This window comes from Streptomyces sp. SJL17-4, assembly GCF_036826855.1.
Taxonomy (GTDB): Bacteria; Actinomycetota; Actinomycetes; order Streptomycetales; family Streptomycetaceae; genus Streptomyces.
In genome coordinates this window covers 4259844-4275242 of record NZ_CP104578.1, presented here as the reverse complement: position 1 = coordinate 4275242, position 15399 = coordinate 4259844, and the positions used below count along the sequence as shown (strand labels likewise).

Genomic DNA, 15399 nt, shown 5'->3' with positions numbered 1-15399 from the left:
ATGTACACGTACAAGAGGAACGATGTCCAGCATTGTCCCCACGGGACTTGTGGTGTCCGTGAGGTCGTGCGCAAGGGTTGAAGTCCCGGCGAAGTTGGCCGAAAATTGTCCCCGGTGTGCACCTTTTGCGGTCGACTGGCGTCGTTTGAAAGCGCGTCATTGCGAGCGTGCTGGGTACGTAATCGGTGACAGGCAGGGGCAGTTGGAGCTGCCCCGGAACGCGACGCGGAACCCCGGCGTCTTACATGCCGCAGGCCGCAGCCCGTCACCGAGTGGCGGGGAACGTGTTCTGACCCGCCTCTGGTGCTGACCCGGCTCCACCTCGTTCTGACCTGGCTCCACCTGGTACTGACCCGCTCCATCTGGTTTCCATGTGGTTCCACCTGGTTCCGGCCCGGCCGGCCCCGCTCCGACAGGGGTCATCGCCCCGCCGACCCGGTACGTGCTGATACGTACGGTGAAGTGTCCTGCACATGGTGTGATGTGGATTCGGCGTTCAACGGAAAGGAACGAGCGCTCATGCGCGAGATCCTCGGAAGGCGACGCAGGCTCCGGTTCCGGCGCAAGGCGAGGACCGCCCGGCTCGACGCGGCGGTCACCTTCGCCGTCGAATGGGACTGGCCCGTCCTGCCGGGAGCGGGCCTGAGAGCGACGACCCGCACGACCGCGGGAGCCGTCTGCTCCTGCCCCGACTCCGAGTGCGTGGTGCCCGGCGCGCACCCCTATGACCCCGGACTGCTCGCGGCCACCACCGACGAGCGGATGATCCGCTGGTGGTGGACCCGACGACCGGACGCCCCGGTCGTGCTCGCCACGGGCGGCGGCGCGCCCTGCGCGGTCAGCCTGCCCGCGGTGGCGGGGGCGCGGGCGCTCGCCGCGCTCGACGCGACGGGCATGCGGCTCGGGCCGGTGGTCGCGACCCCGACGCGCTGGTCGATCCTCGTCGCCCCGTACGGCCTCGAACGGCTCGGCGAGCTGCTGTACGCGAAGGACAGCGTCCCCAGCTCGCTGCGCTTCCATGGAGAGGGCGGCTATCTACTCCTGCCGCCCTCGGTCGCCGGGACCGGACAGGTCCGATGGGAACGGGCCCCTCTCGCGGGCTCGGCCCGGCCGTGGCTGCCGGATGTGGAAGCGGTGGTCGACGCCCTGGTGGAGGCGAGCACGAGCACACCGGGCGGCGGGAGCCGACTGGCGTACTGAGAAGGGCGGCACCCGGCGGGAGCCGACTGGCGTACTGAGAAGGGCGGCACCCGGCGGGAGCCGACTGGCGTACTGAGAAGGCCGCACCGGGACCGGCATCCGGGCAGCGGCGCGGCGGGACACCCTTCACCCGAACGGGTGTGTCCTGGTCCGACTTGTACGGGAAACGGGCGCGCGGCCGACCGCACGCCCTTGGGTCGCCGCTATGTTCACCCCACCGTTCAAGATCTCCAGCCGAGCAGGAGCAGGTGGGGCGCATGGGTCCGGTGAACCTCCGCGTGGTCGGACTCGGGGCCGCCGTCACGGTCGCCGTGCTGCTGCCGCTGGTCGCGATGGCGGGGTCGACGGGCGAGCCCGCGACGGGTGGGACCGTACGGCCGGGGGCTGCGGCCGCCGATGCCGCCGATGCCGCCGACGCGAAGCCGGGGGAGCTGCTGAAGGGGCTCGGTCTGGGCCCGCGTACAGGACCCGCCGCCGACCCGGCGACCCCCGCCATCCCCACCGGCCCCGTCACTCCCCGTGACACCCCGCCCGCTCCGGCGTCTCCGGAGCGGGTCACGCACTGTGGGCCGGAACTCGCCTCTCCTGAGGGGGTCGAGGCGCAGACCTGCGTCCTGGCGGAGGGTCCCGACACCTGGGGGCGTGCGTACTACCGGAACGCCACCGGCCGGGAGATCGACGCATTTCTGACCCTCATGGCCCCCGGCGGGCGGACCGTACAGGTCCGTTGTCCGGTCGCCGCACAGGACGAACCGGGAACCTGTGAAACGCCCAGGGAACGGGGCCGGGGCGTGGCCACGGCCTATACGGCAGTAGCGGAATTCGCAGGCACCGGCGAGGGTGACAACACCCCGCTGCTGCTGCGAGCGGGCAGCAACACGGCGGACAGCGAAGGAAGTTGAGCGTCGACGCCCCGGACCGGCCGGCGGCGGACATGGAAAGGCCCGATCGCTGGCGACGGGGGATGCACCAGCGACCGGGCTTCCAGAACGGTAACAAGAGATCTGCTGTTCGCAAATTCGATCTCGGTTATTCGGACAGGGATTTACCCGTCCACAGACCGGGTTGTGGCGGAAGTCACCGACTGGTCGGTCTGTCAGTCACCGATACCAGGTGGGGTATCAGCTGAGAGTCACCTGACGGTTCGTGAGGCCGCCACGTGCGCGCCGCTCCTCCGCGGTGAGCGGAGCGTCCGAGGCGAGCGCCTCGGTCAGCCGCTCGGCGAACTCGGCGGCGGGCTTCTCGCACTCCTCGGCTGTCATCGAGGTCGGCAGGTCCCAGACCGGCACCATCAGTCCGTGCGCGCGGAACGAACCGACGAGGCGGGTGTCCGCGCCGATGGAGGTTCCGTCGGCGGCCTGGAGGCGGGCGAGCGCGTCGAGAAGCTTCTCCTCCGGGTACGGCATGACCCAGCGCAGGTGGTTCTTGTCCGGGGTCTCGCACCAGTACGCCGAGTCGACGCTCGCCAGCTTCACGGTCGGGATCGCGGCCGCGTTGGCCCGCTCCAGGGAGGCGGCGACCTCCGGGTCGGCGCCGTCCGCGGACTTCGGGATCCAGAACTCGAAGCCCGAGTGGACCTCCGGGGCGAACGAGGCGTCCGCGTCGAGCAGGTCCTGCAGCCGCGGGCCCTCGGCCGGGACACGACGCGGCGGGACCGGGGTGCCCGGCTCGGTCTCCAGGGCGCGCTGGAGGGTGTCGGCGAGGTCGCGGGCGAGGTCGCCGGAGGTGGAGTCGTTCTGCAGGGCGAGCAGGACGGAGCCGTCGTCGCGGCGCAGCGCCGGCCACGCCATCGGCAGCACGGTCGCGAGCGTCACGGAGGGAACGCCCTCCGGGAGCCCGCCCTTGAGGGTGAGCGGCACGGTGGCGGCGGGCACCAGCTCGCGCAGCGCGACCCAGTCGCACTCGCCGGCCAGGCCCTCGAAGGGACGCTGGACGAGCTCGGTCACGGCGTGCGCGGCGGCCCGGCCGTGACAGGCCTTGTAACGGCGGCCCGAACCGCACGGGCACGGCTCGCGCGCCCCGACGACCGGGATCTCCCCGTTCGTGACCTGTGCCTGACCGGTCTTGCCGGCCTTCGTCTGGGGGCGCTTCTTGGCCATGGTGTGGCTTTCTCCCGATCGCGGCGGTGCGGTGCTTGTTCCGGGCGCGAGCCTAGCCGCACCGCGCACCGCTGCCCTTCAGGCGGGCCGCTGCCCCCGGGAGGGGGCACGGCCACGGGGCGCCGTGCGCGGTCGGGATCGCCGTCTGCGTCCACGGATCGCCGCTCGCGTCCGGCCGATCGTCGTACGGCGCCCCCGGGATGCCCGTACGCCGCCGGGATCCCCGTACGCCGCCGGGATGCCCGTACGTCGCCGGGATTCTCGTACCGCGCCGCCGGGCTCTCGTACGCCCGCCGGGATCCTCGTACGCCGCCGTGACTCCCGTACGGCGTCAATCCAGGTCGTCGTACGCGTCCAGGATGTCGAAGCGGGAGCCGCCGCCGACGCGGGACGCGAAGTCCTCGCGGCGGTGTCCCTCGGTCACCACCACCCAGACCGTGACCTCGCCGGTCGCGCTGTCCCGTACGCCCCAGTCCTGGGCCAGCGCGCTGATGATGTTCAGCCCGCGGCCTCCCCGTGCGGTGACCGACGGCGTCGCCGGAACGGGCCGGGTCGGACCGCCTCCGTCCGTCACCTCGACTCTGAGGCCGCCCGCCGGGTCCACCCGCCAGGCAGCCCTTACATCCCCGTCGCCCCGATCCGCGTGCCCCAGCGGCCTGCCGTAACGGCAGGCATTGCTGAGCAGCTCGGAAAGGATCAGTACCGCGTCGTCGACGACCGATTCGGACACCCCGCTGCGGTACAGCTCGTCCCGCATCCGGTGCCTCGCCTCACCCACGCCCGCAGGGCCATGGGGTACGGCCATGCTCGACGACGTGGGCACCTCCTGTGCCACCACCAACGCCACCCCCGAGACCTCCTTTGCCCCACGCCACCGTGTGGATGCCCCAATGGACTGGACCGGAAACCGGCCAATCCGTGTGCGATGAGGCACTCGTGACGATCGCGTACGTCTGGAACGCGCCGGTGCACACCCTGAAAGCGCTGTGAAGCCTTGTGGCGCAAGGGGAAAGCGGGACGGGAGGGGAGGCTGGGGGAGGCAGGGGAGGCGGAAAACGCGTCACCGGCCGGAGACGCTCAGTCGCGGCGCAGCTGGGAGAGCACCTGCTTGGGACGGTTGGTGATGATCGCGTCCACGCCGAGGCGCTCGCAGAGCTCGACGTCCTCGGCGTCGTCCACGGTCCAGACATGGACCTGGTGCCCGGCCTTCTTGAGCCGCAGGATCACGGCCGGGTGGTGGCGGACGATCCGGATCGACGGCCCGGCGATGCGCGCGCCCGCGGGGAGCCGCCCGTCGCGCAGCCGCGGCGAGACGAACTGGGCGAGGGAGACGGTGGGGAGCGTCGGCGACGCGGCGGCGATCCGGTGCAGGGAACGGGCCGAGAAACTCATGACGCGTACGGGCGATTCGGCGGGGGACGCGGGCGCGTCCAGGCCGAAACGCTTGAGGAGCTGGAGCAGCCGCTCCTCGACCTGCCCCGCCCAGCGGGTGGGGTGCTTGGTCTCGATGGCCAGCTCGACCCGGCGACCGGCGTCGGAGACCAGCTCCAGGAGCCGCTCCAGGGTGAGGACGGAGGTGTACCCGGGGTCGCCCCAGTCGGGGATCTCGCCGGAGTCGTCGCGGCCCTTCCAGGTGCCGAAGTCGAGGGCGGCGAGATCGGCGAGTTCGAGGGCGGAGACGGCGCCGCGGCCGTTCGATGTGCGGTCGACGCGGCGGTCGTGAACGCAGACGAGATGGCCGTCGGCGGTGAGCCTGACGTCGCACTCCAGGGCGTCGGCGCCGTCCTCGATGGCCTTCACATAGGCGGCCAGAGTGTGTTCCGGTGCGTCCTCGGAGGCTCCACGGTGGGCGACGACCTGGAGGGGGACGCGGTTCGGGTGCTGCCGTGCGTGAGTCACGGCGTCATGGTGCCATTGGCGGGGTGGAGAGGGCACGCCGGAAGGAGTCCGATCTGTCCGTATATAAAGGTAGGGGGGTGAACGCACAGCTCCGCCTTACAGCGGCCTGACGTCCTGTGGGAAAAGCTGGTGCAGCACCCTGGACCCTGTAGGTGACCAGTAGGTACCACCCACCCCACCCCGCGCAGTCAACGAGGAGAGCGAGCTGTGAGCACCGAGAACGAGGGCACGGCGGTACCGGCGGACCACCCGGCTGCCCCGGCTGCCCCGTCCACCCCTCCCACGCCTCCGACGCCTCCGACGCCTCAGTCGACCCCCTCGACGTCGACGCCGCCCTCCGCGCCCGCCCCCGCGCCCGCGCCGGCGGACGCTCCGACGGTCGCGCAGACTCCGGTTACGGAAGGGACGTCAGGCGCCACGCCGGAACCGGCTCCTGAACCGGCTCCGGCTCCGGCTCATACCCCTGCCCACGCCCCCGCCCCCGCGGCCGAGGGGGCCGGCTGGCCGCCGCCCCCGCCGACCGTGCCGGCCTGGGGCGCCCCGCTTCCGCCCGCACCCCCCGCCCCCGCGGCTCCGCGCCGACGGGCCGGCGGCCTGGTGGCGGCGGTCCTGGTCGCGGCGCTCGTCGCGGGCGGTATCGGCGGTGGCATCGGCTACTGGGCCGCCCAGCGCGGCGACGAGGGCGTCAGCTCCACGACGGTCTCCTCGGGCGAGGCGCCGGCGGCCTTCAAGCGCGACCCGGGGACGGTCGCGGCGGTCGCCGCGAAGGCGCTGCCGAGCGTGGTCACCATCCAGGCGAAGTCGGGCGGTCCGCAGGGCGGGAGCGAGGGCGAGGGCGGCACGGGCACGGGCTTCGTGTACGACCAGGAGGGCCACATCGTCACCAACAACCACGTGGTGGCGTCGGCGGCGGACGGTGGCACGCTCTCCGTGACGTTCCCGGACGGCAAGTCGTACGACGCGGAGGTCGTCGGCCGGGCCGAGGGCTACGACGTGGCCGTACTGAAGCTCACGAACGCGCCGAAGGGGCTGAAGCCGCTGCCCCTGGGCGACTCCGACAAGGTGGCGGTCGGCGACTCGACGATCGCGATCGGCGCGCCCTTCGGTCTGTCGAACACGGTGACGACCGGCATCATCAGCGCCAAGAACCGCCCCGTCGCGTCGGGCGACGGTTCGGGCGGCAGCAACTCGTACATGAGCGCGCTGCAGACGGACGCGTCGATCAACCCGGGCAACTCCGGCGGTCCGCTGCTCGACGCGAGCGGCGCGGTGATCGGCATCAACTCGGCCATCCAGTCCACCGGAAGCGGCTTCGGCCAGTCCCAGGCGGGCTCGATCGGCCTGGGCTTCGCGATCCCGGTGAACCAGGCGAAGAACGTGGCCCAGCAGCTGATCAAGACGGGCAAGCCGGTGTACCCAGTGATCGGCGCGACGGTGAACATGCAGGAGCAGGGCGAGGGCGCGACGATCGCCTCCCAGGGCTCGGGCGGCACCCCCTCGGTGACACCCGACGGCCCGGCGGCGAAGGCGGGCCTGAAGGCCGGTGACGTGATCACGGGCTTCGGCGGTCACCAGATCGACAGCGGCCCCTCCCTGATCAGCGAGATCTGGACCCACAAGCCGGGCGACCAGGTCAAGATCACCTACGAGCGCGACGGCAAGACCTCCACGGCCACGGTCACCCTCGGCGAACGCACCGGCGACAGCTGACCGGCTAGGCTGTCCCCCGCGCCGCACGTGGACACACCGCCGGCGCGGGGTGGGTTGCCCGAGCGGCCTAAGGGAACGGTCTTGAAAACCGTCGTGGCAGCGATGTCACCGTGGGTTCAAATCCCACACCCACCGCAGTGGATCGGCGAACGTGCTGGTCGGAAGGGGTGCTCCGATGTCGGGGCGCCCCTTCTTCGTGTGTGTGGGGGCGGGGGATTTCCGGAGGTGGGGTCGTTCTGAGGTCCTTCTGAGGTCCTTCCGGGGTCCTTCCGGTGCCTTCTGCGGATGCGGGACCCGGGTGGTGCCGTGATGCTGGAGGGGCTGGAACAGTGGCTAGGAGGGCCAGGATGTCTGTGTTCGACAAGCTCAAGGGAATGCTGAAGGGCCACGAGGAACAGGCCTCCAAGGGCGTCGACAAGGCCGGCGATTACGTCGACGGAAAGACGCAGGGCAAGTACAGCAGGCAGGTCGACACCGCCCAGGAGAAGCTCAAGGAGCAACTGGGAGGGACGGGCCAGCGGCCGGACTCGCCGCCCCCGCCCCCGAACCCGCCCCAGCAGTAGCGCGAGGCGCGAAGCGACCGTCAGGGGCGCCCCGGATCCGCATCCGGGGCGCCCCTTCGGGTGTGACGGGTGGGTTCTTCGGGTTTCATGGGGGCGCCGGAAGGGTGGGACCGGGCGAACCGGCTGACCCGGCTGACCCGGCTGACCCGGCTGAGCCGGATGAATCGGAAGAAGGAGTGCTGTCGTGGTGCGGATCGTGCTCGTGCAGGGGGACATCACCGCCGAGGCCTCGGACGCGATTGTGAACGCCGCGAACTCCTCGCTGCTGGGCGGCGGCGGGGTCGACGGCGCCATTCACCGCAAGGGCGGCCCCGAGATCCTCGCCGCCTGCCAGGACCTGCGCCGCTCGCACTACGGCAAGGGGCTGGCGACCGGGCAGGCCGTGGCGACCACGGCGGGGCGGTTGCCGGCCCGGCACGTGATCCACACGGTCGGGCCCGTCTGGTCGCGTGACGAGGACCGTTCGGACCTGCTGGCCTCCTGCTACCGCGAATCCCTACGGATCGCGGACGAGTTGGGCGACCGCACGGTCGCGTTCCCCGCCATCTCCACGGGGATCTACGGCTGGCCGATCGACGACGGCGCCCGGATCGCCGTGCAGACGGTACGAGCCACCCGCACCGACGTGGAGGAAGTCCGCTTCGTCCTCTTCGAAGCCCCGGCGTACGCGGCCTTCGAGGCGGCCGCGGGGGAGCGGGACGTCCCGTAGATCGGACGTTCCGTAGGACAGGCGTTCCGTGAGGCGGGCGTTCCGTAGATCGGACGTTCCGTAGGGCGGGCGTTCTGTAGGGCGGGCGTTCTGTAGGTCGAACCTTCTTCTCCTTCTGCCCGTCCGTTCGGTTTCCGTGTGCCGGGGACGCGCCGTCGCGATCTTCCGGTGGGGAGATTGGCGGGAAATCTGCCGAAACGCTTCCTCCCTTGGGGCGTACGAGCTCCCGCTGTCCTGAATGCCGTCCCTCCGGTCGAGCTGGGCCTTTGCGCGGTGCCGCCTGGTTTATCGGCTTGTCCTCACGCTTGCGGGGGAATCAGGTGCTCCGGGGTGGTTCGCCGGGGATTCGGTGGGCAACTCTGGATTCGCGACGTCGAGCACGAACGACCGGGGCGGTCGGCCAACTGCCTTGGACATGGCCGTACTTCAGATCACTTCAGTGCACTTCAGAGCAGTTCAGAGCAGTTCCGTGCAACAGCACCAGCTTTCAGTTCCCGGAGGAACAGACATGGCAAGCATCCGTACCGCCCGCATCCTCGCCGCTGCCGCCGCCCTGCCCCTCGCCGCCGCACTCTTCACCGGGGTGGCCCAGGCCGACAACGGTGGGTTCGCGGACGACGGATCGAACACGAGCGTCGCCACGATCATCGGCAGCGGCGTGGGTGGGGACAACTTCGGCAACTCGACCACGACGCAGCAGGTGGCGACCGGTTCCGGTGCCTCCAACCAGAACAACACGGCCAGCGTGAACGGCTCCGCCTTCACCCACATCGCCCAGAACAACGCGGTGGTCAACTTCAACCCGTGGTGGTGACCCGCCCCACACGGCAGCCGGCCCGACGGGGGGCGTGACCGCGATGTGAACGACGGCCTGTGCGTCGGTACTCGGGTACCGGCGTACGGGCCGTCGTGCGTTTTCCTCCAGGTGTGCACGGTCGGTCGTCGACCTTGACAGAGGTCCTGAATCTGACGGACAGTCAGAAACCTCAGTCGTCCCACGGGAGGCCGTCGCCGTGCACCTCGCCCCGACCGAGCGGCAGCTGCGGCTGCGCGCCGAACTCCGCGCGTACTTCCGGGACCTGATGCCCGGAGGGCCGCCCCCGGCCACCGACACCGACGCCCAGCGCCGGCTGCTCCGCCGGATCGGTGCCGACGGGCTGCTCGGTCTCGGCTGGCCCGAGGAGTACGGCGGTCAGGGCCGCGGCCCCGAGGAGCAGTTCGTCTTCTTCGACGAGGCGTACCGCGCGGGCGCCCCCGTCTCGATGGTCACGCTCAACACCGTCGGCCCCACCCTCATGACCTACGGGACCGCGGAGCAGAAGGCCTACTTCCTGCCCCGGATCCTGCGCGGTGAGACCGTCTTCGCCATCGGGTACAGCGAACCCGAGGCCGGTACGGACCTCGCCTCCCTCCGGACGCGCGCGGTCCGCGACGGCGGGTCCTGGCTGATCGACGGCCAGAAGATCTTCACCTCCAACGCCCAGAACGCCGACTGGATCTGGCTCGCCTGCCGCACCGACCCCGACGCGCCCCCGCACAAGGGCATCTCGATCGTCCTCGTCCCCACCGACGCCCCCGGCTTCTCCTGGACCCCGATCGCGACCGTGGGCGGGCTGACGACCACGGCCACCTACTACGACGGGATACGGGTCCCCGCCGGGAACCTCGTCGGATCCGAGCACGGCGGCTGGGGGCTCATCACCAACCAGCTCAACCACGAGCGGGTCGCGCTCGCCGCGATCGGGATGCAGGCCGAGGACTTCTTCGCCGCCGTCCTCGACCGGGCCCGTACCCCCGATCCGGTGACGGGCAGACGCCGCATTGACGAGCCCTGGGTGCGGATCCGAGCCGCCGAGGCGCATGCCCGGCTGGCCGTGACACGCCTGCTGAACTGGCGTTTGGTGGGGGATGTGGGGGCCGGCCGGCTGGCTCCGGGGGACGCGAGCGGCGTGAAGTTCGTGGGAACCGAATCGGCGGTGGAGGTGTATCGAATATGTCAGGAGATCGCGGGTGGGTCGGGGACGGTGCGAGCGGGATCGCCGGGGGAGTTCGACGGCGGTGAGCTGGAGCGCATGAACCGGGCCGCGCAGATCAACACCTTCGGGGGAGGGGTGAGCGAGGTGCAGCGCGAGATCGTCGCGAGGATGCGGCTCGGCATGAAGGGGAGGGGGCGGCGATGACCCTCACACAGAGGCAGGACGGTGCGGAGCCGTCGCCGGACGGGCTGTACGAGCGGCTCGCGGGGTTCGCGGGGCGGGCCGCGGCGACGGCCGGAGTCGGCAAGGACCCGGTCAACCTGCCCATGATCCGGCACTGGTGCGAGGCCATGGGGGACGCCCATCCCGCCTACCGGGGGCCCGACGCCGTCGCGCCGCCGACGATGCTCCAGGCCTGGACGATGGGCGGCCTCTCGGGGCACACGGGCCGCTCCTCCGCCCACGAGGAGCTGTTCGCCCTGCTCGACGCGGCCGGATTCACCTCGGTGGTCGCGACCGACTGCGAGCAGGAGTACCTGCGGCCACTGCGGCCAGGCGACGAGATCACCTTCGACACCGTCATCGAGTCCGTGTCGGCGCTCAAGACCACCAAGCTCGGGGCGGGGCACTTCGTCACCACCCGGACGGACGTCCGCGTCGGCGGACAGCTCGCCGGCACCCACCGCTTCCGCATCCTCAAGTACGCGCCCGCCGCCCGGCCGCGGAGGCCGGAGCCTTCTGCCGAGCCCGGGGTTCGGCGGCCCCGGCCCGTGGTCAACCGGGACAACGCCGGATTCTGGGAGGGCGTGGCCGCGCACCGGCTGCTCATCCAGCGCTGTGGCGACTGCGGGGCCCTGCGTCTCCCCTGGCTGCCGGGGTGCGCCGACTGCGGTTCGGGGGAGTGGGACACGGTCGAGGCGAGCGGCGCCGGGACGGTCTACTCGTACGTGGTGATGCACCACCCGCCGTTCCCGGCCTTCGATCCGCCGTACGCGGTCGGTCTCGTCGAACTCGCCGAGGGCGTACGGATGATCAGCAACGTGGTGGGGGTGCCGTACGACAAGGTGCGGATCGGGATGCCGGTGCGGCTGGAGTTCCTGCGGGTCGACGAGGAGCTGGAGCTTCCCGTCTTCCGTGCGGGAGGGGAGGACTGACATGGACTTCACCCCCACCGAGGAGCAGGAGGCGGCCCGCGAGCTGGCCGCCCGGATCTTCGCCGACCTCGCCACCCACGAGCGGCTCAGGGCGGCCGGCACCGGCAGCGACGCCGAGCTCTGGAAGGCCCTCTGCGCGGCCGGGCTGCCCGGCTCCGTCGAGGAGACCGGTCTGCTCGGCCTGGTCCTCCTCCTGGAGGAGCAGGGACGCGTGACGGCACAGGTGCCGTTCGCCGTGACCTGTGTGTACGGGATCCTCGCCGTCGCCCGGCACGGTACGGACGAGCAGCGCACCCGGCTCCTGCCCGGCCTCCGCGACGGTACGACGGTGGTGACGGGGGCCTTCCCGGCGTCCGGCGCGGTCACCTCGCGCGAGGGCCGACTCAGCGGGACGGTCGACTGGGTGCCGTGGCTCAGGGACGCCACCCATGTCCTCGTCCCCGACGAGGACCACGCCCTCTGGCTGGTCCGCACCGAGGACGCGGCCCGGGTGGATCCCGTCGAGCTCACCGCACCCTGGTCCGCCGGCAGGCTCGTCCTCGACGAGGCAGCGGGGGAGCGCCTTGGCGAGGCGGCGGGGGAGCGCCTCGGCGGGGCAGCGGGGGAGCGCCTTGGCGAGGCCGAGACCGAGGGGCAGCGGCGGCCCGTGAAGGGTGCCGCCTACGCGGATGTGCTCGGCGCCGCCCGGGTCGCCTTCGCCGGGCTCCAGGCCGGGGTCTGCGCCGGGTCGCTCGCCAGGGCCGTCGAGTACACCTCCGTGCGGGAGCAGTTCGGCCGCCCGCTCTCCACCCACCAGGCCGTGCAACTGAGGGCCGCCGACGCCCATATGGACACCGAGACCATCCGGGTCACCGCCTACGAGGCCGCCTGGCGCCACGACGAGGAGCTGGACGCCCGCGGGGCGGCCCTGACCGCCGCGTGGTGGGCCTCCGAGGCGGGGAAACGGGTCGTGCACGCCGGGCAGCACCTCCACGGCGGCATGGGCGCCGACCTGGACCACCCCGTGCACCGGCACTTCCTGTGGGGCCGACAGCTCGACGCGTATCTCGGCTGCGGTACCGAACTCCTCGCCGAACTCGGCGACCTGCTCGCTGAAGGAGACCTGTCATGAAGCCCGGCACGGGGACCTTCGTCCAGCCCGGGGACGAGCTGCCGCCGCTGACGATCCCGATCACCCGCACCCTGATCGTCGCCGGGGCCGTCGCCTCCCGCGACTACCAGGACGTGCACCACGACGTCGAACTGGCGTGGGAGAAGGGCTCCCCGGACATCTTCATGAACATCCTCACGACCAACGGCCTCGTCAGCCGGTACATCACCGACCACTTCGGCCCCCGCGCGGTCCTCCGCAGGGTCGCCATCCGGCTCGGCGCCCCCAACCACCCCGGCGACACCATGGTGCTGACCGGCACGGTCACCGAGGTCGACGGGGACATCGCGCACGTCCGGGTCATCGGTGCGAACGGGCTCGGGCACCACGTCACGGGGACGGTCACCGTGGAGGTGCCGCGATGAGCCTCCGCACCCGGGACGGGCTCGGCGGCCGGGCGGCCGTGGTGGGCATCGGGGCCACCGAGTTCTCCAAGGACTCGGGCCGCAGCGAACTCTCGCTCGCCGTCGAGGCGGTGCGTGCGGCCCTCGACGACGCCGGGCTGAGCCCCGCCGACGTCGACGGCATGGTCACCTTCACCATGGACACCAACCCCGAGATCACCGTCGCCCAGGCGTCCGGCATCGGCCAGCTGTCCTTCTTCTCCCGCGTGCACTACGGCGGCGGGGCCGCCTGCGCCACCGTCCAGCAGGCCGCGCTCGCCGTCGCCGCCGGGGTCGCGGAGGTCGTCGTCTGCTACCGGGCGTTCAACGAGCGCTCAGGGCGGCGCTTCGGCTCCGGAGTCCAGCAGCGCGAGCCCTCCGCCGAGGGCGTCGCACTCGGCTGGCAGCTGCCCTTCGGGCTGCTCACCCCGGCCTCCTGGGTCGCGATGATCGCCCAGCGGTATCTGCACACCTACGGGTTGACCCCGGACGCCTTCGGCCATGTCGCCGTCACCGACCGGCGCCATGCCGCCCGCAACCCCGCCGCGTACTTCCACGGGAAGCCGATCACCCTCGCCGACCACGCCGCATCGCGCTGGATCGTCGAGCCGCTCCGGCTCCTCGACTGCTGTCAGGAGACCGACGGCGGCCAGGCGATCGTCGTCACCTCCGTCGAGCGGGCCCGGGACCTGCGGCGTCCGCCGGCCGTGATCCTGGCGGCGGCGCAGGGCGCCGGCCGGAAGCAGGAGGCGATGACCAGCTTCTACCGGGACGAGCTGACGGGGCTTCCGGAGATGGGCGTGGTGGCCCGGCAGCTCTGGCGGACCTCGGGCCTCGCGCCGAGCGAGATCGATGTGGGCATCCTCTACGACCACTTCACCCCGTTCGTGCTCATGCAGTTGGAGGAGTTCGGCTTCTGCGGCCCGGGGGAGGCGGCCGACTTCGTCGCGGCAGACGCGCTCCCGCTGAACACGCACGGAGGACAGCTCGGCGAGGCCTATCTGCACGGCATGAACGGCATAGCGGAGGCGGTACGACAGCTGCGCGGGACCTCCGTGAACCAGATACCCGGGGCGGAGCGGACCTTGGTCACGGCGGGGACGGGGGTTCCCACGTCCGGGTTGATCCTGGGCACGGACGGCTGAGGCGACGGCCCCTGCGGTGGCCGGGCGGGGCGGGCGGTTCTTCACTCGCGCCATGAGCACACACGCACACGCGCACGCACGACGACCGGAGCCCACACCCGCGCCCGTAGCCGCAGCCGCAGCCGCAGCCGCAGCCGCAGCCGCAGCCGCAGCCTCAGTCGCACCCGCACCCGCCCCCGCGCCCGCCCCCGTAGCCTCAGCCGCGCCCGCAGCCTCACCGACCTCGTCATCGACCGTGCCGGCGGTCTCTCGGCAGTCCGCGTCGCCTCCCGGGGACCGGACCCCCACGCGGACCCGTGGCGGGGCCCGTGGCGGATCGCGGGCCCGGGTGCGGGTCGTGGTCGGGGCTGTCGTGGCGGCGCTGGCGGGGGCGGCCCTGTTCAGTGCCCCGGCTCCGGCCGCCGCCCCGGCTGCTGCCCCTGCCCCCGCTGCTGCCCCTGCCCCGGCCGCCGGTCCCGTGCCGGCCCCCGCCCCCGTGCACTACGTCGGGCAGGCCTTCGACACCTGTGAGGCGCCGTCCCTCGCGGTGATGAAGGCCTGGCGCAGTTCGCCGTACGGGGCCGTGGGGATCTACTTCGGCGGACGGGGGCGCGGCTGCCCCGACCAGCGGGAGCTGAGCCCCGCCTGGGTCGCCTCCGCCCACGCCATGGGCTGGCGGCTGCTGCCGCTGTTCGTCGGGTCGCAGGCGCCGTGTGTGGTCGCCGCCGCCAAGCGGCCGTTCGCCATCGGCAGCAGCCCCTGGAGCCAGGGGACCCGCGAGGGGGGCGAGGCGGTGCGTGCCGCGCGGGCCCTGGGTCTCGACGCGAGCAGCCCGCTCTACCTCGACATCGAGGCGTACCGGCAGGGTGACGCGCGCTGCACCGCGACCACCCTCTCCTTCGTCCGCGCCTGGAACAGGGAGGTGCGTCGCCTCGGCTACGTACCCGGGTACTACAGCAGCGCGGAGACGGGGGTGCGGGACATCGAGGCGGAGCGGCGGGCCGGGACGAAGGACCTGCCGGCCGTGATGTGGTTCGCGCGCTGGCGGGGGCGGCCCTCGCTGTACACCGAGTCGGCGCTGCACCCGGAGGCCTGGATGCCGCACGCGCGGATCCACCAGTACGCGGGCAATGTCGCCGAGGCGTACGGCGGCCGCCGCCTCGTCATCGACCGGAACGCGATGGACGCGCCCGTCGCCCGTGTCACCGCCACGGCCGCGCGCGGGGCCGGGGTTCCCGACGGGTCCGGTGCCGTGGCCGGGGTTTCCTGACCGGACCCGTGGAAGCGGCGCCCCGCGTCCGGGAAGCGGCGCCCGGCGTCCCGGGAAGCCGCGCCCCGCATCAGGGGAGGCGGCGCCCCGCGTCCGGGAAGCGGCGCCCGGCGTCCCGGGAAGCCGCGCCCCGCGTCCGACGAGGCGGCGCCCCGCGTCCGG

Annotated in this window: 15 protein-coding genes and 1 tRNA gene; 13 read left to right on the top strand and 3 right to left on the bottom strand. The window is 72.2% G+C overall.

What is annotated here, in order from left to right:
* The first annotated feature begins 519 nt into the window (after positions 1-519).
* Together N5875_RS19125 and N5875_RS19120 are read left to right on the top strand one after the other, a co-directional pair.
* The gene (locus tag N5875_RS19125) at positions 520-1200 is read left to right on the top strand and encodes a bifunctional DNA primase/polymerase (protein ID WP_318208323.1); all 681 of its coding nucleotides are present in this window, start codon (positions 520-522) and stop codon (positions 1198-1200) included.
* 257 nt (positions 1201-1457) lie between these two features.
* Positions 1458-2102, top strand: coding sequence for a hypothetical protein (locus N5875_RS19120; RefSeq protein ID WP_318208324.1), 645 nt, complete (start codon positions 1458-1460; stop codon positions 2100-2102).
* 219 nt (positions 2103-2321) lie between these two features.
* On the opposite strand, the gene N5875_RS19115 is transcribed toward N5875_RS19120, so the two are convergent.
* The 3 genes from N5875_RS19115 to N5875_RS19105 form a co-directional block, all read right to left on the bottom strand.
* On the bottom strand, positions 2322-3299 hold the full coding sequence (locus N5875_RS19115; protein WP_318208325.1) for a DUF5926 family protein: 978 nt from the start codon (positions 3297-3299) through the stop codon (positions 2322-2324).
* 331 nt (positions 3300-3630) lie between these two features.
* Positions 3631-4146, bottom strand: a complete 516-nt coding sequence (locus tag N5875_RS19110) for an ATP-binding protein (protein ID WP_338495078.1) — start codon at positions 4144-4146, stop codon at positions 3631-3633.
* A gap of 230 nt (positions 4147-4376) precedes the next feature.
* Positions 4377-5198 (bottom strand): glycerophosphodiester phosphodiesterase, encoded by an 822-nt coding sequence (locus N5875_RS19105; protein ID WP_318208327.1) that lies wholly within the window; start codon positions 5196-5198, stop codon positions 4377-4379.
* Between the two features lie 207 nt (positions 5199-5405).
* On the opposite strand from N5875_RS19105, the gene N5875_RS19100 reads away from it, so the two are divergent.
* From N5875_RS19100 to N5875_RS19050, 11 genes are all read left to right on the top strand, one after another.
* A complete protein-coding gene (locus tag N5875_RS19100) occupies positions 5406-6908 on the top strand; it encodes a trypsin-like peptidase domain-containing protein (protein ID WP_338495076.1) in 1503 nt (500 codons plus the stop codon).
* A gap of 48 nt (positions 6909-6956) precedes the next feature.
* Positions 6957-7043, top strand: a tRNA-Ser gene (locus N5875_RS19095).
* A 212-nt stretch (positions 7044-7255) separates the two neighbouring features.
* Positions 7256-7471, top strand: a complete 216-nt coding sequence (locus N5875_RS19090; protein WP_318208329.1) for an antitoxin — start codon at positions 7256-7258, stop codon at positions 7469-7471.
* 184 nt (positions 7472-7655) lie between these two features.
* The gene (locus N5875_RS19085) at positions 7656-8180 is read left to right on the top strand and encodes an O-acetyl-ADP-ribose deacetylase (protein WP_338495074.1); all 525 of its coding nucleotides are present in this window, start codon (positions 7656-7658) and stop codon (positions 8178-8180) included.
* Positions 8181-8688: 508 nt separating this feature from the next.
* A complete protein-coding gene (locus N5875_RS19080) occupies positions 8689-8994 on the top strand; it encodes a hypothetical protein (RefSeq protein ID WP_015034951.1) in 306 nt (101 codons plus the stop codon).
* Positions 8995-9193: 199 nt separating this feature from the next.
* Positions 9194-10360, top strand: a complete 1167-nt coding sequence (locus N5875_RS19075) for an acyl-CoA dehydrogenase family protein (RefSeq protein WP_338495071.1) — start codon at positions 9194-9196, stop codon at positions 10358-10360.
* Positions 10357-11310: a bifunctional MaoC family dehydratase N-terminal/OB-fold nucleic acid binding domain-containing protein gene (locus tag N5875_RS19070; RefSeq protein WP_338495069.1), complete on the top strand. Its 954-nt coding sequence runs from the start codon at positions 10357-10359 to the stop codon at positions 11308-11310. The genes N5875_RS19075 and N5875_RS19070 overlap by 4 nt, the downstream gene beginning before the upstream one ends.
* A gap of 1 nt (position 11311) precedes the next feature.
* Positions 11312-12421, top strand: coding sequence for an acyl-CoA dehydrogenase family protein (locus N5875_RS19065; protein WP_338495067.1), 1110 nt, complete (start codon positions 11312-11314; stop codon positions 12419-12421).
* Complete coding sequence (locus N5875_RS19060) at positions 12418-12825, top strand: acyl dehydratase (protein WP_338495065.1); 408 nt, start codon at positions 12418-12420, stop codon at positions 12823-12825. The genes N5875_RS19065 and N5875_RS19060 overlap by 4 nt, the downstream gene beginning before the upstream one ends.
* Positions 12822-13988, top strand: a complete 1167-nt coding sequence (locus tag N5875_RS19055) for a lipid-transfer protein (protein WP_318208335.1) — start codon at positions 12822-12824, stop codon at positions 13986-13988. The genes N5875_RS19060 and N5875_RS19055 overlap by 4 nt, the downstream gene beginning before the upstream one ends.
* 337 nt (positions 13989-14325) lie before the next feature.
* Positions 14326-15237: a DUF1906 domain-containing protein gene (locus N5875_RS19050; RefSeq protein ID WP_338495063.1), complete on the top strand. Its 912-nt coding sequence runs from the start codon at positions 14326-14328 to the stop codon at positions 15235-15237.
* Positions 15238-15399 lie beyond the last annotated feature (162 nt).